Here is a 16,570-nt window from a genome sequence, read left to right as displayed (position 1 = left end):
CTCAGCCCCGGCCGCCGTAGCGGGTGCGGCCGGAGTCGGTGACGTCCTTGCCGAGCCGGCGGGTCAGGTGCAGGCTCTCCAGCACGAACTCGACGCCGGCGGCGGCCTCCTCCGGAGTGGGCGCGTCGCCCATGCCGAGCCGGTCCAGCGCCTTGGCCAGCCCCGGCACGGTGCCCACCTGGCGCAGCAGCTCGGCCGAGCTGACCAGCTCACCGGTCTCGATCACGGTGCCCTCCGCGACCAGCCCGGTGAACCCGGACAGGTCCAGCCCGGCCAACCGGGCCCGGAACGTCTCGGCGGTGGCGGTCCGCAGCAGGTGGCCGAGGATCTCCACCTCCCGCCCCTCCTCGCCGCTCTCGAACTCCACCTTGCCGCGCAGCGTCGAGGTCACCGACACCGCGTCGCCGACCCGGGCCACCGGCGCTTCGGGGCGTACCCCCTCGGGGGTGTCGGCGGCGGCCAGCAGGCCGGCGCGGCGCAGCGCGGCCGCGGCGACCGTCTCGGCGGCGGCGATGGCGAACCGGGCCGAGACCCCGGAGCGCGGGTCCACCGACGGCGACTCGCGCACCGCCCGGGCGAACCGGGCGAGCACCTCCAGCACGTGCTCCGGCACCTCGGCGACCAGGTCGGCCTCCTGCCGGATCAGGGCCAGCTCCAGCTCCAGGTCGACCGGATAGTGGGTACGCACCTCGGCGCCGAACCGGTCCTTGAGCGGGGTGATGATCCGGCCCCGGTTGGTGTAGTCCTCCGGGTTGGCGCTGGCCACCAGGAACAGGTCCAGCGGCAGCCGCATCTGGTAGCCACGGACCTGGATGTCCCGCTCCTCCAGCACGTTGAGCAACGCCACCTGGATCCGCTCGGCCAGGTCGGGCAGTTCGTTGACCGCGAAGATGCCCCGGTTGGTACGCGGCACCAGGCCGAAGTGGATCGTCTCCGGGTCACCGAGGCTGCGCCCCTGGGCCAGCCGGATCGGGTCCACGTCGCCGATCAGGTCACCGACGCTGGTGTCCGGGGTGGCCAGCTTCTCGCCGTAACGCATCGAGCGGTGCAGCCAGCCGACCGGCAGGTCGTCGCCGGCCTCGGCGACCAACGCCCGGGAGGCCGGGGTGATCGGGTGCAGCGGATGCTCGTTGAGCACCGAGCCGGCGATCACCGGGGTCCACTCGTCGAGCAGGCCCACCAGCGAGCGGATCAGCCGGGTCTTGCCCTGGCCACGCTCGCCGAGCAGCACCATGTCGTGCCCGGCGAGCAGGGCCCGCTCGACCTCGGGCAGCACTGTGTCGTCGTAGCCGACGATGCCCGGGAAGCGGTCGGCGCCGGCCCGCATCCGGGCCAGGAGGTTGTCGCGGAGTTCCTGCTTGACGCTGCGGTGGCGGTGGCGGTGGCCGGCGGCGCGCAGCGCGCCGAGCGTGCCGGGCAGGTCGGCCGGTGGGGCCGGGATTACCGGGTTGGGCGCAGTCACCCGCCCACGCTAGCTCGGGTCGGGCGGGGGTGCCCGTTCCTTGCCGGGTACCCCCGCTCCCACCCTCAGTCCCGGCCGCAGCGCGGGCAGCCGCCGCGGCGGCGCAGGTGGTACGCGTACGCGGCCGCGCCGAGCGCCGGCCCCCACGCCGGCCAGAGCAGCATCGGCGCGCTGGCCAGGTTGAACCCGTCACCGGTCAGCGCCCAGAAGTCCGGGTTGGCGACCAGGCCCAGGGTGGCCGCGGTGACCGCCACCGCGACCAGGGTGGCCGGCACCACCGCCAGCTTCACCGGCACCGGGCGCCCGCCCAGCACCGGCACCCAGCCGGGGAACCGCTCGCCCCAGCGTTGCACCAGTCCGAGGGTGAGCACCGCGCCGACGGTGGCGAAGGCGCCCAGCCCGAACCCGGCCCAGACCATGCCGTTGCCCTGCATCTCGGTGAGGAACTCGCGGGAGATGCCGAGCGGGATGCCGGCGGCCCAGGCGAACCGGGTCAGCGCGTAGGCGAAGGGGATCGCGGCGGCGATGCCGGCGGCCCACCGGCCCCAGCGGGCGGCGGCGGCCGGGGTGGTCCAGTCCCGGCCGGCGCCGCCCCGGCCGCAGCCCGCGCAGGCGCCGGCGGTCCGCCGCTGCCAGGTGAGCACCGCGCCGGCCAGCAGCACCCCACCGACGACGGCGGCGAACCGGGCGGCCAGCGGCCAGGTGAAGATGTCCGCGTAGTCCACCGGCGGCCAGCCGAACGGCGCCCCGAGGATCAGCATCGGCGCGTATCCGAGCATGATCAGCACCTGGGCGTCGGGCACCACCACGGCCAGCAGCGCGGCGACCGCCCAGGCGTACCCGGCGAGCAGCGTGCGCAGCGGCCGGGAGGCCCGGGCGGCGGGCCCGGTCATGGCCAGGGCGGCGACCGCCGCGCCGAGCAGCAGCGCGGCGAACAGCGGCGGCCCGACGTTCGCCGGGACCAGCCGGAGCAGGCTGGTGCCGGTGTCCGGGTCGTCCGGGCCGAACGGGTAGCCGGCCCCGGTGACGGTGGCGACCAGGGCGAGCACGCCCCAGAGGCCGAGCCAGCCGGCGGCCAGCGGGGCGAATCGGTCGGGCCAGCGGGAGACGGTTCGGTGGCGGGAATCGGTGATCGTCGTCATGACTCCAGCCTCGGCCGGCGGCCCCCGCGATCCCTCCCGTACGCCGGTGAACCCGCTCCCCCGCCGGGGGGAGCCGGTCAGCCGGTGGGCGTGACGAACCCCGACTCGTACGCGGCGATCACCGCCTGGGTGCGGTCGCGCACCCCGAGCTTGGCCAGCACGTTGCCGACGTGGGTCTTCACCGTCTCCACCCCGACCACCAGGTGCTCGGCGATCTCCGGGTTGGACCGGCCGGTCGCCATCAGCCGGAGCACCTCGGCCTCCCGGTCGGTGAGCCGGGCCGCCGCCAGCCGGTCCCCGCCGCGCCCCCCGTACGCCCCGACCAGCCGACGGATCGCGGCCGGGAAGAGCAGCGAGTCGCCCCGGGCGACCACCCGGACCGCCTCCACCACCTCGGCCGGCCGGGCCCGCTTGAGCAGGAAGCCGCTCGCCCCGGCGCGCAGCGCGTCGTAGACGTACTGGTCGTTCTCGAAGGTGGTCACCACCAGCACCCGGGGCGGGTCGGCGGACGCGGCGAGCAGCGACCGGGTGGCCTGGATGCCGTCGATGCCCGGCATCCGCACGTCCATCAGCACCACCCGGGGCCGGTGCCGGGCGACCAGCGGCAGCACCTCGGCACCGTCGGTGGCCTCGGCGAGCACCCGCAGGTCGGGCTGGGCGTCCAGGATCGCCCGCAGGCCGATCCGGACCAGCTCGTCGTCGTCGACGATCAGCACCCCGGTCACCGCGTCGTCGGTGGTTCCCCCGGTCATCGCGTTCCCTCCAGCGGCAGTCGCACCCGGATCCGCCAGCGGTCCCCGTCCGGCCCGGCGGTCAGCCGGCCGCCGAGCAGCAGCACCCGCTCCCGCATCCCGTCCAGGCCGCGCCCGCCGCGCCGCGGGTCGGCCGGCACCACACCGGCCAGCTCGTTCACCAGCTCCAGCTCCAACGCCTCGGGGCCGACGTCGAGCCGGAGCGTCACCGGCCCCCGACCGTACCGGGCGGCGTTGGTGAGCCCCTCCTGCACGATCCGGTAACCCTCCCGGGACACCACCGCCGGCAGCTCGGCCGGATCCCCGGCGCACCGCACGGCGACCGCCAGCCCGGCCGCCCGGGTGTCCGCCACCAGCCGGTCCAGGTCGGCGAGCGTCCGCTGCGGCGCCGGCCCGGCCCGGCCGGCCTCGCTGTCCCGGAGCAGGCCGAGCACGTGGTCCAGGTCCTCCGTCGCGGCCCGGGCGGTCTCCTCGATCGCGGTGAGCGCCCGCCGGACGAACTCCGGATCCCGGTCCAGCACCTCGCGGGCCGCGCCGGCCTGGAGGGTGGCCACGGTCAGCGCGTGGCCGACCGAGTCGTGCAGTTCCCGGGCCAGCCGGTTGCGTTCGGCGAGCTGGGTGGCCCGGGCCTCCAGGGCGGCGATCCGTTCCGCCGGGGCGGGGCCGAGCAGCACCGGCGCCATCGACGCGGCCAGCGCCCCCAGCCCGGCGACCGCGTAGCCGAGCGCCACCAGCATCACCACCCCGGCCAGGGTCAGCCAGCCGGTGTCCCGCCCGTCCAGCGGCCCGTACCGCTCCCGGCTGAGCTGCTCGGCGCCCAGCCCGAACTGCTGGGCGATGAACGCCAGCGCCATCGGCAGCGCGCTGATCAGCGCGAACATCACCAGTCCGCCGATGGTCAGGTGGGTGGCGATCCAGAGCGCGGAGCGCAGCCGGGTCTCCCGGTCGGCCCGGTGCCCGGGGGTCGGGTCCGGCAACGCGACGCCGAGCAGCGCCCGGGCCGCGGCGATCTCCAGCGCCCGGCTGCCGTCGAGGAAGACCGGCACCACGGCGATCGCCGCCGCCACCACCAGCAACCCGAGCGCCAGCGGCCGGGGCACCTCGGCCTGGCCGAGCAGTTGCGCGAAGACGACGGCGAGGAGCACGTACGGCAGCACGAGCACCCCGCCCAGCAGGAGGAACACGCCGCGTCGCCAGGTGCTGCCGGCGACCAGCGGGGCCAGGGCCGCCCGGGGGGTCATCCGCCCATTCTGCCGGCGTCAACCGGCCGGGCGACTCCCCCGTGCCGGGGAGATCGTCAGCGGTGTTCCCGCACGTAGCGCTCCGGGTCCTTGTCCCGGAACGGCAGGTCGCGGCCGTTCTTGTGCTCGCCGTAGAAGGTCAGCCAGCGCCGGCCCAGCTCCGCGCGCAGTTCGGTGCCGGCGTGCCGGCGGAAGTCCGGCAGCGCCTCGTCCTCCTCCTCGGCGAGGTGTTCGCTGTTCTCCCGCCGGGCCTGCCAGACCGCCGCCCACCACTGCTGCGAGCCGACCGGGTGCAGCTTCGACTCGGCGATCGCGTCGCGGATCTTGTTGTGGTCGCCGACCGCGTCCACCGTCTCGGCCTCGCCGTCGTCGCCGTGCCGGACCAGGTGGGGATAGAGGATCGCCTCCTCGGCCTCGGCGTGGATGTCCAGATGCAGCGCGAGCGCCTCCCAGATCGCCAGCAGCTCCTGCTCGTCGCGGGCGTCGTCGAGGCGGGCGAAGCCGCGCCGGAACGCGGCGTGGTCGTCGAGGATCAGCGCGGTGATGTCGTCCATCTGGTCATTCCCCCGTTCGGATGTCGGCGACGGCCTCGGCGTCGAGGGCCCGGCCCGTGCTGGTCAACTCCCCGGCTCCCGGCCGGGTGACGCGCTCCGCGCCGCGCCGGCCGGGCGCGTCGCACCCGGGCGACTAGGCTCATGATCGTGACCTACCTCGCCGCGGACGACCGCTACGACTCCATGACCTACCGGCGCAGCGGGCGCAGCGGCCTGCGGTTGCCCGCCATCTCCCTCGGCCTGTGGCACAACTTCGGGCCCGACCGGCCCTTGGAGCGGCAGCGGGACATCGTCCGGCGCGCCTTCGACCTCGGGATCACCCACTTCGACCTGGCCAACAACTACGGCCCGCCGCCCGGCGCGGCCGAGGAGAACTTCGGCCGGCTGCTCGCCACCGACCTGGCGCCCTACCGGGACGAGCTGGTCATCTCCAGCAAGGCCGGCTATCTGATGTGGCCCGGCCCGTACGGCGAGTGGGGCTCCCGCAAGTACCTGATCGCCTCGCTCGACCAGTCGCTGCGCCGGATGGGCCTGGACTACGTCGACGTCTTCTACTCGCACCGCTTCGACCCGGACACCCCGCTGGAGGAGACGATGGGCGCGCTCGACGCCATCGTCCGCTCCGGCAGGGCGCTCTACGTCGGCGTCTCGAACTACACCTCGGAGCAGACCGAGCGGGCCGCCGCCATCCTGCGCGACCTGGGCACGCCGCTGCTGATCAACCAGCCGGCCTACTCGATGCTCAACCGGTGGACCGAGTCCGACGGCCTGCTGGACACCCTGGAGCGGGTGGGCGCGGGCTGCATCGCGTACAGCCCGCTGGCGCAGGGCCTGCTCACCGACCGCTACCTCGGCGGGATCCCGGCGGACTCCCGGGTACGCACCAGCGTCTTCCTCAACGAGAGCGACCTGGACGAGCAGCGGATGGCGACCATCCGGGCGCTCGCCGCGGTCGCCGAGCGGCGCGGCCAGTCGCTGGCCCAGCTCGCGCTCGCCTGGGCGCTGCGCGACCCGCGGATGACCAGCCTGATCATCGGAGCGAGCAGCGTGCCGCAGCTGGAGGCGAACGTCGCCGCGCTGGGCAACCTCGACTTCACCGCCGAGGAGCTGGCCGAGATCGACCGGCACCTCGGCTGAGCGTCACCAGGTGCGGGGCCGGTCGGCCCGGTGGCTGCGTACCGCGCAGGGCCGGCCGACCGGGGCCCGGTCGGCGCGGCGCCACCGCGTCCCGGCCATGCTGAGCAGCAGCACCGCGAGCGCCACGGCGGCGCCGGCCAGCAGCGGCCGGCCGCCGCCGTGGCCGTCCCGCACCGAGGCCACCGCCACGCCGGTCCCGGTCGCCGCCGGCTCCGCCCCGGCCGGTGCCGCCCCGGCGGTACGCGGCGCGGCCGGGCTGGCGGGGCCCGGGGCGGCTCTGCCGGGGTCCGGGGCGGCTCCGCCGAATCCGGCGGTGCCGGCCGGCGGGCGGAACTCGACGTCGGAGCAGGAGTAGTAGGTGTCCGGCGTGTCGGAGTTCTGCCAGATCGTGTAGATCAGCTGGCGACCGGTCCGGTCCGCCGGCAGCCGCCCCCGCAGCTGGTACGCCCCGTCGCGCACCGGCGGGTCGGTCACCCGCAGGAACGGCACCCTCTCCAGGTCGTCCCAGGTCAGCGGGGTGGTGGGGGCGTAGTCGGGGCGGGTCAGGTAGAGCCGGAAGGTGCCCCGGTGGGGGATGGTGGTCCGGTAGCGGAAGGTGACCGTGGCGCCCGCGGTCAGCTCGGTCGCCGGCCAGTCGGCACGCGCCAGGTCCAGCCCCCGGTACGCGGAGAGCCCGCCGCTGCACAACTCCCCGTCGGGGATCCGCTCCCGGTCCCGCCCGTTCACCGCGGCCACCCGGACGTTGTCCCACTCGCGCACGGCGGCGCCCGCCTCGACCGCCGCCCGGCAGGGCGCGGTGGCCGCGTACCGGCTCCCGGGGGCGCAGGCCGCCGCACGGCTGAGCGGGTCGGTCGGCGCGCCGTGCCCGGCGGCGGGTGCGGCGGTGACCGGCACGGTCGCGACGGCGACCAGCACGGCGACGGCGGCGCGACGTACGGTCATGGCTTCGACCTCCCGCGCACTGGTACGAGCGCCGGACGGCAAAGGTTCGACGGCCCGCCCTCCCGCCCCGCCGGTTGGGTCGTCGGCGCGGGCCGGCCGGGAATCCCGGTGCCGGCCGGGGCGTTCCCACCACCGGAACCCCCGACGACACCGAGAAGAGGCAGACATGAAGGTACGCAGCTCGCTGCGGGCGCTGAAGCAGAAGCCGGGTTCGGTGGTGGTCCGCCGCCGTGGCCGGGTGGTCGTCGTGAACCGCGCCAACCCGCAGTGGAAGAGCCGCCAGGGCTGAACCACCGACCGGGCGCCGTCGCCGGCGCCCGGTTGCCCGTCCGACGAACCCCCCTCGGGTTTCGAGGCGCGCGGGCGGGCGGCCCGGGCGGCGCGTGGTTGACTATGGAGCCATGCCGCTCAGTCCTCACGAGGTCGCCCAGTTCGAGGACTCCAGGGCCCGCCTGGAGGCGATCGCCTATCGCCTGCTGGGCTCGGCGAGCGACGCCGAGGACGCCGTCCAGGACACGTTCCTGCGCTGGCAGGCCGCCGACCGGGAGCGCGTCGAGACGCCCGAGGCGTGGCTGACGAAGGTGCTCACCAACCTGTGCCTCAACCAGCTCACCTCGGCCCGGGCCCGGCGGGAGACCTACGTGGGCACCTGGCTACCCGAGCCGGTGCTCGCCGGGGACCGGATGCTCGGCCCGGTCGACACCGCGGAGCAGCGCGAGTCGGTCTCGATGGCGGTGCTCACCCTCCTGGAGCGGCTCTCGCCCAACGAGCGTGCGGTGTACGTGCTGCGCGAGGCCTTCGGCTACCCGCACGGCGAGATCGCCGGGATCCTCGACCTCACCGAGTCGAACTGCCAGCAGATCTACCGGCGCGCCAAGCAGCACGTCGCGACGAACCGGGCCCGCGCGGAGATCGACGTGGCCGCCGCGCGCGGGGTCGTCGAGGAGTTCCTCGCCGCGGCCGCCAGCGGCGAGATCGAGCGGCTGGTCGAGCTGCTGACCGACGACGCGGTGAGCGTGGGCGACGGCGGCGGCAAGGTCCCGGCCGGCACCGCGCCGGTCGTCGGCGCGCTGGCCGTGGCGAGATTCCTGCGCGGCCTGTTCAAGCCCACCGACGCCAAGCGGACCATGGTGGGCGGCAACCCCGCCCTCTACGTCGAGGTCGTCAACGGTGTGCCCGCGGTGGTGGCCGTGGTCGACGGCCGGGTCGCCGCGATCATGTCGCCGGAGGTGACCGCCGCGGGCATCGTCGCCATCCGCAACCAGGTCAACCCCGACAAGCTGGAACGCGCCACGCGGCAGTGGTCCGCGTCCGAGCACGGGGAGCCCGTCGTCGGCTGGTGACCCAGGTCATAGCCCGCTCCTGTCAGGAATCGCGTCGCTGCCCGGTTCAGGTAGCGAACCTCCCGAGACAGGAGTAGGACCATGAAGCACCGCATCGTCGTCCTCGGCGCCGGATACACCGGAGCCAGCGCCGCCGGCCGCCTCGCCCGTCGGCTGCACCCCGACGACACCGAGATCACCGTCGTCAACGCCGACGACGACTTCGTCGAGCGGGTCCGGATGCACCAGCTCGCGACCGGGCAGGACCTCAAGCGCCGCCGGCTGAGCGACATGTACGCGGGCACCGGCGTCAAGCTGCGGCTGGCCCGGGTCACCGCCGTCGACGCCGACCGCCGGACGGTCGCGCTGGTCGACGAGCACGGCGCGGGCGAGATCGCCTACGACACCCTTGTCTACGCCCTGGGCAGCGGCGCCGCCGACCACGGCGTCCCCGGCGTCGCCGAGCACGCGTACGACATCGCCGGCAAGCGGTCCGCGCAGCGGCTGCGCGAGCGCCTGGCCGGCCTCGCCGCGGGCGGCACGGTGCTGGTCGTCGGCGGGGGCCTCACCGGCGTCGAGGCGGCCACCGAGATCGCCGAGGCCCGGCCGGACCTCGACGTCGCCATGGCGACCAGCGGCGGCCTCGGCGACTGGCTCGACGAGAAGGCCCAGCGGTACCTGCGCGGGGTCTTCGACCGGCTCGGCATCGCCGTGCACGAGCACACCGACGTCGCGCGGGTCGAGGCCGGCGGCGCGGTCACCGGCGACGCCCGCGTGCTCCCGGCCCAGGTGACCGTCTGGGCGACCGGATTCGCCGTCCACCCCATCGCCGCCGCCAGCACCCTGGAGGTGGCCGAGACCGGACAGATCGTCGTGGACGCCACGATGCGCTCGGTCTCGCACCCCGACGTGTACGCCGTCGGCGACGCCGCACTCGCCGAGGGGCCCGGTGGCAAGCCGCTGCGGATGTCCTGCGCCTCGGGGATCCCGATGGCCTGGCAGGCCGCCGACGCCATCGCCGCGCGGCTGACCGGCCGGAAGATCCCACGGACCCCGATCCGCTACGTCAACCAGTGCATCAGCCTCGGCCGCCGCGACGGCCTCATCCAGTTCGTGACCGCCGACGACCGGGCCAAGCCGTCGCTGCTGAGCGGGAAGCTGGCCGCCCGCTACAAGGAGGTGGTCTGCAAGGGCGCGGCGTGGGGGGTCGCCCACCCGACGTTGCTGCTGCCGACCCGCCGCCGGCGCCTCGCCACGAACCGCGCGGAGATCAGCCCGGCCACCGCGTGACCGGACGAACGCCAGGCGGGTGCGGCCGACCGGCTCGTGACACCAGAACTCGGACCACGCGAACGATCAAGGGCTGGCCGTGGGCCGGCCCTTGATCGACCAGCTGCCGCCTCGGGTGGCCCGAGCGGAGGGTCGGCCAGCTAGCCCTGATCGTCGAGCGGCTTGCGCCAGACCGAGACGTGGCTCTCGCTGTCCGAGGTGAACGGCGCTCCGGTCCAGTCCGCCACCCGCCGCTCCAGCGTCAGCCCGGCCAGCCGGGCCATCAGGTCGCACTCGGACGGCCAGATGTAGCGGAAGTTGCTGTAGCCGTAGCGGACGCTCCCGTCGTCCAGCCGCCGGTAGTGGTGCGAGGTCCCCTGCTGGGTGACCATGTCGTAGGTGTCGAAACCGACGTGCCGGTCGGTCACCTCGAACGGCACCGCCGACTGCCCCGGCGGGAAGCGCCGGATGCCCGGCACCCACAGCTCCACGACGAACCGGCCGCCCGGCGCCAGGTGCCGGGCGGCGTTGCGGAAGCACTCCACCTGCTCGTCCTGGGTGCGCAGGTTGCCGATGCTGTTCCACACCACGTACACCAGCGAGAACCGGCCGGGCACGGCGGTGGTGGCCATGTCCCCGACGATGACCGGCAGCTCCCGTTCGGGCACCTTGCGCCGCAGCCGGTCGACCATCGGCGGTGACAGCTCGATCCCGGTCACCGGGATGCCCCGGGCCGCGAGCGGGATCGCCACCCGCCCCGTACCGACGGCGAACTCCAGGGCGGGGCCGTCACCGGCGAGCCGCGCCAGGAAGTCCACGGCGGGGTCCAGCACGTCGGGTGCGAACATCTCGGCCGAGAGGGCGTCGTACCGCTCGGCGGTGTCCTCGTCCCACAGGTCACTGCTCGTCATGATCCGTGAAGCGTGATCGACGCCCGGGACTCCCGCCACCCATTAACGGGCGGGGCGGGCCGGATCGCCCGGCGGCGGGATCCGCCGAACCCGCCGCCTGCCGGGTGCCGCCGGCGCCGTTCGCCGGGAATCCTCGGGGACGTACCGTCGACGCATGACGGTTGCCCGGTCGATCCTGCTGTTCGTGATCGCCGCGCTCGCCGAAATCGGCGGGGCCTGGCTGGTGTGGCAGGGCTGGCGGGAAAACCGGGGACTGCTGTGGATCGCGGCCGGAGTCATCGCGCTCGGCGGGTACGGCTTCGTCGCGACGTTCCAACCCGACCCCAACTTCGGCCGCATCCTGGCCGCCTACGGCGGCGTCTTCGTCGCCGGTTCCCTCGCCTGGGGCATGGTCGTCGACAGGTTCCGCCCCGACCGCTACGACGTCGTCGGCGCGGCGATCTGCCTGCTCGGCGTCGCCGTCATCATGTACGCGCCGCGCGCCGGCTAGTCGCCTTGCCGGGAACATCCGGTTGAGCGCAACCGGGGGTTCACCTCCGCGGTTGCGGGAGAGGGCTAGGGCCAGCGGGTGTCGGGGTCGGTCGGGAACGTGTGCCGGCGCGGAGAAACCAGTGCACGGCGACCAGCGGGACGACGCCGACGGGGTACCAGGCGACATCGACGAGGTCGAACTGCGCGCCCAGCAGCTGGCGGACGAGCCAGGCGCGTTGGGAGAGTGCCGCGGGTATGGGGGTGAGCTGTGCGAACTCGATGAACCAGCAGTACGCGACCGCGGCGCCGGCGGCGCGCAGTGGGGAGATCAGCGGCCGGATGAAGATCACTATCAGGTAGACGATGGCACCGGAGAAGGCGGCGCCCGAGTACTGTTCGACGGGCCCGTCCATCGCGGCCCGGATCGCGTAGGCCGCGCCCGCGAAAGCGGCTGCCGACACCACCATCAGCAGCCGGGTCGAACCCGCTGTGATCGACATCGCGCAATCATAGGTGGCGGCGCGGCCAAGGCGGCGGCTGCGCTGCCGGGCTCGGACGAGCCGCGGCTCGCCTGAGGCGGAAGCCCTACTCCCGCGCCCTACTCCCTGGTGCGCTCCGGGTGTGCACCACCGACCATGTCGTGCCCCGGCACCTGGATGCAGCTCGCTCCCGGCTCTGCCCCGCACACCGGGCAGGGCCGCCAATCCTCGATCGGGCCCGGATCGTGTCCCAGTTCCCGAGCCATGCGGCTGATCTCCAGCGCCGCCCGGTGCAGACCCTCGTCCCGATGCCGGGTGGCGGCCCGATGGACGTCGCGCACCGCCTCCTTGGCACGCTCCTCCGCGGGCTCTGACATGGCAGCCGTCGTTCCCGGCAGGCGCGACCTGAAACCGACCTCTGAGCTGCCGGGCCGTGGTGGCGACTGGCGCCCCGGAGAGATCGGAAACGACAAACGCCCTGGCCCGGTAGATCTGTCCCGACCAGGGCGTTTCGCTCGGGTGGAGCCGAGGGGACTCGAACCCCTGACCCCCACACTGCCAGTGTGGTGCGCTACCAGCTGCGCCACGGCCCCTTGCTGCGTCCCGGTCGCCCGGGCACTGGGAGAACTATACACACGCCCGCCGGCATGGTCATCTCGCGGGGGTCCCCTCCCCCGCACCGCCGGACCGGCCCGGCTCGGTCAGTTGAGCGCCACGTCCGGCGGGAAGTGGGCCACCGCCGCCATCATGCCGCCCTGCCGGCGCAGCACCATCGGCCAGAGGTCGTCCGGGCGGTCGACGAAGGCGTCGCCGGGCAGCGCGTCCAGCACGAACCAGGAGCCCTCCTCGATCTCCTGCTCCAGCTGGCCCGAGCCCCAGCCGGAGTAGCCGGCGAAGACCCGGATGCCGGTGACGCTCTCCCGCAGCCGCTCCGGATCGACCGACAGGTCCAGCGTGCCGACCGCGCCGGAGACCTGGTGGAACCCCTTGAGCCGGCGTACCGGGTTGCGCATCCGGGCCAGGCAGATCGCCGAGTCGGGCTGCACCGGGCCGCCCTCGAAGAGCACCGCCGGGTGGCGCGCCAGGTCGCTCCAGTCGCCGAGCACGTCGGCGACCGGCACCTCGGTGGCCCGGTTCAGCACCACGCCGAGCGCCCCGCCCGGCTCGTGGGCGACCAGCAGCACCACCGTACGGTCGAAGTTCGGGTCCTTGAGCGCCGGAGTCGCGACCAGCAGCCGCCCGGTCATCGACTCCATCGCTCGCCCGCCGATCGCCTGTCCCTCTCCCTGCATGCCGTACACCCGTCAGCCGTGCGGCCGGACGTGGTGCCCGTCACCCGCCGGGTGGGCGAGGCACTCCGGGACCGTCCCCGCTGTCAACGCCATGCCTGGCACCATAGCCTGCGCCCGGGGCGCTGGTTAAGGTCTGACCGGCGCGTGATCGACGGGAATTGGGGAGGACCGATGGGCCCGACGGCGGAACTGGCGGTGATCGGCGGATCAGGTCTCTACGCCCTGCTCGACGGCGCCACCGAACACGAGGTGGAGACGCCGTACGGGCCGCCGTCGGACGTGGTCACCATCGCCGAGGTGGCCGGCCGCCGGGTGGCGTTCCTGCCCCGGCACGGCCGGGACCACCGGCATCCGCCGCACCTGATCCCGTACCGGGCGAACCTCTGGGCGCTGCGGTCGCTCGGGGTGCGGCAGGTGCTCGCCCCGTGTGCCGTCGGCGGGCTCCGGCCGGATCTCGGGCCGGGCACCTTCGTGGTGCCGGACCAGCTCATCGACCGGACCAGCGGCCGGACGCAGACCTACTACGACCGGGGCGCGGTGCACGTCTCCTTCGCCGACCCGTACTGCCCGAACGGCCGGCGCACGCTGCTCGCCGCGGCGGCCGGCCGGGACGTCCCGGCGGCGGACGGCGGGACGGTCGTGGTGGTGGAGGGGCCGCGCTTCTCCACCCGCGCGGAGTCCCGCTGGTTCGCCTCGATCGGCGGCACGGTGGTCAACATGACCGGCCACCCGGAGGCGGTGCTGGCCCGCGAACTGGCCCTGTGCTACTCGTCGATCGCCCTGGTCACCGACCTGGACGCGGGCGTCGAGGGCGGCGGCGCGGTGACCCAGGAGGAGGTCTTCCGGGTCTTCGGGGAGAACACCGACCGGCTGCGCGGACTGCTGCTGGCGGCCCTCGCCGAGCTGCCCACCGAGCGGGACTGCGACTGCGGCCGGGCCCTGGATGGGATCAAGCTGCCCTTCGCGCTGCCCTGATCCGGCGGGCGGGCGAATCGCCCGACACACCCGGTCTGCGCCGATAGATTGGGTGGCGATGGCAACGGTCCGCGACACCACGTACGACCTGCTGCGCGCCCTCGGCCTGACCACCGTCTTCGGCAATCCCGGCTCCACCGAGGAGCCGTTCCTGACCGACTTCCCGGACGACTTCCACTACGTGCTCGCCCTGCACGAGGCGTCCGCGGTCGGGATGGCCGACGGGTACGCCCAGGCCACCGGCCGGCCGGCGCACGTCAACCTGCACACCGCGCCGGGCACCGGCAACGGCATGGGCAACCTGGTCACCGCCTGGCACAACCGCACCCCGCTGATCGTCACCGCCGGCCAGCAGAACCGGGAGATGCTGCTGGCCGAGCCGCGGCTGACCAGTCGCCGCGCGACCGAGCTGCCCCAGCCGTACGTGAAGTGGAGCCACGAGCCGGTCCGGGCGCAGGACATCCCGGCGGCGCTGATGCGGGCGTACGCGACCGCCGTGCAACCACCCTCCGGGCCGGTCTACCTCTCGCTCCCCCTCGACGACTGGTCGCAGCCCGCCGGCCCGCCGCCGCCGGTGCGCACGGTGGCCACCCGGTACGCCCCGGATCCGCAGCGGCTGCGGGAGTTCGCCGCCGTGCTGGCCGACAGCCGGGCGCCCGGTCTGGTGCTCGGCGCGGCGGTGGACCGGGCCGGCGGCTGGCCCGCCGCCGTGGCGCTGGCCGAGCGGCTGGCCGCGCCGGTCTGGTCCGCGCCCGCGCCGGAGCGGGCCGGCTTCCCCGAGGACCACCCGCACTACCAGGGGGTGCTCCCGTTCGCGATCGGGCCGCTGGCCGAGAAGCTGCGTGGGCGGGACACCGTGCTCGTCGTCGGCGCCCCGGTGTTCCGCTACTACCCGCACGTGCCGGGCGACCACCTGCCCGAGGGCACCCGGCTGCTGCACGTCACCGACGACCCGGACGAGGCGGCCCGGGCCCCGGTCGGCGACAGCCTGCTCGGCGACGCCGGACTGACCCTGGCCGCCCTGCTCGACCTGCTGCCCGCGACCGACCGGCCGGCTCCGCCGCCGCGCGCCGAGCCGGCGCCGCCCCCGGACGAGCAGCCGCCGAGCGCCGACGCGCTCTTCGCCGCGCTGGCCCGGCACTGGCCGGCGGACGGGGTCCTGGTCCAGGAGAGCCCGTCCAACCTGCCGGCGCTGCGCCGCCGGCTGCGGATCACCAGGCCGGCGTCGTACTTCACCATGGCCAGCGGCGGCCTCGGCTACGGCCTGCCGGCGGCGGTCGGGGTCGCGCTGGCCGAACGGGACACCGGGCGGCACCGGCCGGTGGTGGCGGTGATCGGCGACGGCTCGTTCCACTACTCGGTGCAGGCGCTCTGGACCGCCGCGCGGCTGCGGCTGCCGCTGGTGGTGGTCGTCCCGGTCAACCAGCAGTACGCCATCCTCAAGGCGTTCGCCGAGTTCAAGCACACGCCCGGGGTGCCCGGGCTGGACCTGCCCGGGGTGGACGTCACCGCGCTGGCCCGCGGCTACGGCTGTGCCGCGCGGGTGGTCGGGACGCCCGACGAGCTCGGCGAGGCGCTCGCCGCCGGGCTGCGGTCGGACGGGCCGACCGTGCTGCCGGTGCCGATCAGCACCGACGTGCCGGCGATCATCTGACGCGTCAGTTCGCGGTGAGTCGCAGCGGAGCGCCGGAGAGCACGTCGAGCACCGGGCGGGCGCCCAGCGGCGCGGCCAGCGTCACGGTGACCGGTTCGAGCTTGAGCATGGCGGTGCAGACCCCCTCGGCGGGGACCACGCTGCCGCCGACCACCACCACGTCGTCGCGCTCCTGCACGAGTGGGGTGATGCCGGTGTCGCACGCACCCACGCCGAGCCGGTAGGTGACAGTGGCGCCGTCGACCGACTGGATGTCCTGCGCGCCGACCATCCCCTCCGCCGCGGGCCGGGCCGGGGCGGTCGGCTCCGGCAGCGCGCCGGTCGCGTCCGCGGCGACGGCCACCCGGGCCACCGGCGCGGTCAGCTCCGCCACGGTGAACACCCAGGCCGGCACCTGCGCCTCGCCCCGGCTGGTCCGCACCGGGGCGGTGCCGAGCTTCACCTCGGTGACGGTCAGCGGGACGCACGCGGTCTGCGGGCTGCTGCTGACCGGGCCGTCCGGGCCGGGTTCGACGGTCGGCCCGGACTTCGGCCGCGCCGGCCCGGTCGGCCGCCCCGGACACGGCGGCGGGTCCCCCTGGTCGAGCTGCCGGTACGCCTCCGCCGCGCCGATCAGCGGGACGGTGAGCGTGCCGTCCGGGAACCGGATGGTGCCGTCCGCCGGACGGGTGGTCGGCAGGTCGAGCTGGTCCCGGTACCAGCCCGCCCGGAAGGCCGCCTCGGTGTCCGGGGTGAAACCGGGATCGCCGAGCAGCACGGTCGGCTCCTGCAGCGGCAGGTATCCGGTGCGCCACGCCGGGCCGGGTCGCCACGCCTCGGCGACCTCGGTGGCCCGCTGCGCGAAGGCCTCCCGCCGGTGGTCCGGCGCGGCCGGCCCGCCGGGTTCGGTCGCGGCGCAGCCGGCGAGCATCACCATCAGGGGCAGCCCCAGCAGGGCGACTGATCGACGCATACCGGTTCGACGCGG

17 protein-coding genes and 1 tRNA gene are annotated in these 16,570 nt (G+C 74.9%); 7 read left to right on the top strand and 11 right to left on the bottom strand.

The window, feature by feature from the left end; translation table 11 throughout:
• Position 1: 1 nt before the first annotated feature.
• From SM577_RS15920 to SM577_RS15900, 5 genes are all read right to left on the bottom strand, one after another.
• Complete coding sequence (locus SM577_RS15920; protein ID WP_474587209.1) at positions 2 to 1,462, bottom strand: sigma 54-interacting transcriptional regulator; 1,461 nt, start codon at positions 1,460 to 1,462, stop codon at positions 2 to 4.
• Positions 1,463 to 1,527: 65 nt separating this feature from the next.
• Positions 1,528 to 2,604: a hypothetical protein gene (locus SM577_RS15915; RefSeq protein WP_474582163.1), complete on the bottom strand. Its 1,077-nt coding sequence runs from the start codon at positions 2,602 to 2,604 to the stop codon at positions 1,528 to 1,530.
• A gap of 77 nt (positions 2,605 to 2,681) precedes the next feature.
• Positions 2,682 to 3,356: a response regulator transcription factor gene (locus tag SM577_RS15910; RefSeq protein ID WP_474582164.1), complete on the bottom strand. Its 675-nt coding sequence runs from the start codon at positions 3,354 to 3,356 to the stop codon at positions 2,682 to 2,684.
• Positions 3,353 to 4,597: a sensor histidine kinase gene (locus SM577_RS15905; RefSeq protein ID WP_474587208.1), complete on the bottom strand. Its 1,245-nt coding sequence runs from the start codon at positions 4,595 to 4,597 to the stop codon at positions 3,353 to 3,355. The genes SM577_RS15910 and SM577_RS15905 overlap by 4 nt, the downstream gene beginning before the upstream one ends.
• 56 nt (positions 4,598 to 4,653) lie before the next feature.
• On the bottom strand, positions 4,654 to 5,151 hold the full coding sequence (locus SM577_RS15900; RefSeq protein WP_302918063.1) for a hemerythrin domain-containing protein: 498 nt from the start codon (positions 5,149 to 5,151) through the stop codon (positions 4,654 to 4,656).
• Positions 5,152 to 5,292: 141 nt separating this feature from the next.
• Here SM577_RS15900 and mgrA point away from each other — a divergent pair, with 141 nt between their 5' ends.
• The gene (gene mgrA, locus SM577_RS15895) at positions 5,293 to 6,288 is read left to right on the top strand and encodes an L-glyceraldehyde 3-phosphate reductase (protein WP_474587207.1); all 996 of its coding nucleotides are present in this window, start codon (positions 5,293 to 5,295) and stop codon (positions 6,286 to 6,288) included.
• Positions 6,289 to 6,291: 3 nt separating this feature from the next.
• On the opposite strand, the gene SM577_RS15890 is transcribed toward mgrA, so the two are convergent.
• Positions 6,292 to 7,230, bottom strand: a complete 939-nt coding sequence (locus SM577_RS15890; protein ID WP_474582165.1) for a lytic polysaccharide monooxygenase auxiliary activity family 9 protein — start codon at positions 7,228 to 7,230, stop codon at positions 6,292 to 6,294.
• Positions 7,231 to 7,396: 166 nt separating this feature from the next.
• Here SM577_RS15890 and SM577_RS15885 point away from each other — a divergent pair, with 166 nt between their 5' ends.
• The 3 genes from SM577_RS15885 to SM577_RS15875 all read left to right on the top strand — a co-directional run bounded on the left by SM577_RS15885 (position 7,397) and on the right by SM577_RS15875 (position 9,842).
• Positions 7,397 to 7,519: a 50S ribosomal protein L36 gene (locus SM577_RS15885; protein ID WP_030490864.1), complete on the top strand. Its 123-nt coding sequence runs from the start codon at positions 7,397 to 7,399 to the stop codon at positions 7,517 to 7,519.
• Positions 7,520 to 7,631: 112 nt separating this feature from the next.
• Complete coding sequence (locus SM577_RS15880) at positions 7,632 to 8,573, top strand: RNA polymerase sigma-70 factor (RefSeq protein ID WP_474587206.1); 942 nt, start codon at positions 7,632 to 7,634, stop codon at positions 8,571 to 8,573.
• 81 nt (positions 8,574 to 8,654) lie between these two features.
• A complete protein-coding gene (locus SM577_RS15875) occupies positions 8,655 to 9,842 on the top strand; it encodes an NAD(P)/FAD-dependent oxidoreductase (protein WP_474587205.1) in 1,188 nt (395 codons plus the stop codon).
• A 140-nt stretch (positions 9,843 to 9,982) separates the two neighbouring features.
• On the opposite strand, the gene SM577_RS15870 is transcribed toward SM577_RS15875, so the two are convergent.
• Positions 9,983 to 10,732: a class I SAM-dependent DNA methyltransferase gene (locus SM577_RS15870; protein ID WP_302918068.1), complete on the bottom strand. Its 750-nt coding sequence runs from the start codon at positions 10,730 to 10,732 to the stop codon at positions 9,983 to 9,985.
• A gap of 154 nt (positions 10,733 to 10,886) precedes the next feature.
• On the opposite strand from SM577_RS15870, the gene SM577_RS15865 reads away from it, so the two are divergent.
• Positions 10,887 to 11,222, top strand: a complete 336-nt coding sequence (locus SM577_RS15865) for a YnfA family protein (protein WP_474582168.1) — start codon at positions 10,887 to 10,889, stop codon at positions 11,220 to 11,222.
• Positions 11,223 to 11,262: 40 nt separating this feature from the next.
• Here the strand turns inward: SM577_RS15865 and SM577_RS15860 are convergent, their stop codons facing one another.
• From SM577_RS15860 to SM577_RS15850, 3 genes are all read right to left on the bottom strand, one after another.
• Positions 11,263 to 11,703, bottom strand: coding sequence for a ribosomal maturation YjgA family protein (locus SM577_RS15860; protein ID WP_474582169.1), 441 nt, complete (start codon positions 11,701 to 11,703; stop codon positions 11,263 to 11,265).
• 499 nt (positions 11,704 to 12,202) lie between these two features.
• Positions 12,203 to 12,275, bottom strand: a tRNA-Ala gene (locus SM577_RS15855).
• A gap of 108 nt (positions 12,276 to 12,383) precedes the next feature.
• Complete coding sequence (locus SM577_RS15850) at positions 12,384 to 12,974, bottom strand: YqgE/AlgH family protein (protein ID WP_302918072.1); 591 nt, start codon at positions 12,972 to 12,974, stop codon at positions 12,384 to 12,386.
• Between the two features lie 171 nt (positions 12,975 to 13,145).
• Between SM577_RS15850 and SM577_RS15845 the strand changes: the two genes are divergently transcribed.
• Together SM577_RS15845 and mdlC are read left to right on the top strand one after the other, a co-directional pair.
• Positions 13,146 to 13,949 (top strand): S-methyl-5'-thioadenosine phosphorylase, encoded by an 804-nt coding sequence (locus SM577_RS15845; RefSeq protein ID WP_474587204.1) that lies wholly within the window; start codon positions 13,146 to 13,148, stop codon positions 13,947 to 13,949.
• 58 nt (positions 13,950 to 14,007) lie between these two features.
• Positions 14,008 to 15,603: a benzoylformate decarboxylase gene (mdlC, locus tag SM577_RS15840; protein ID WP_474587203.1), complete on the top strand. Its 1,596-nt coding sequence runs from the start codon at positions 14,008 to 14,010 to the stop codon at positions 15,601 to 15,603.
• A gap of 4 nt (positions 15,604 to 15,607) precedes the next feature.
• Here mdlC and SM577_RS15835 read toward each other — a convergent pair whose 3' ends face one another.
• On the bottom strand, positions 15,608 to 16,555 hold the full coding sequence (locus SM577_RS15835; RefSeq protein WP_474587202.1) for a hypothetical protein: 948 nt from the start codon (positions 16,553 to 16,555) through the stop codon (positions 15,608 to 15,610).
• Positions 16,556 to 16,570 lie beyond the last annotated feature (15 nt).

The organism is Micromonospora desertarenae (genome assembly GCF_056150265.1).
This window is presented reverse-complemented; position numbering and strand designations above follow the sequence as displayed.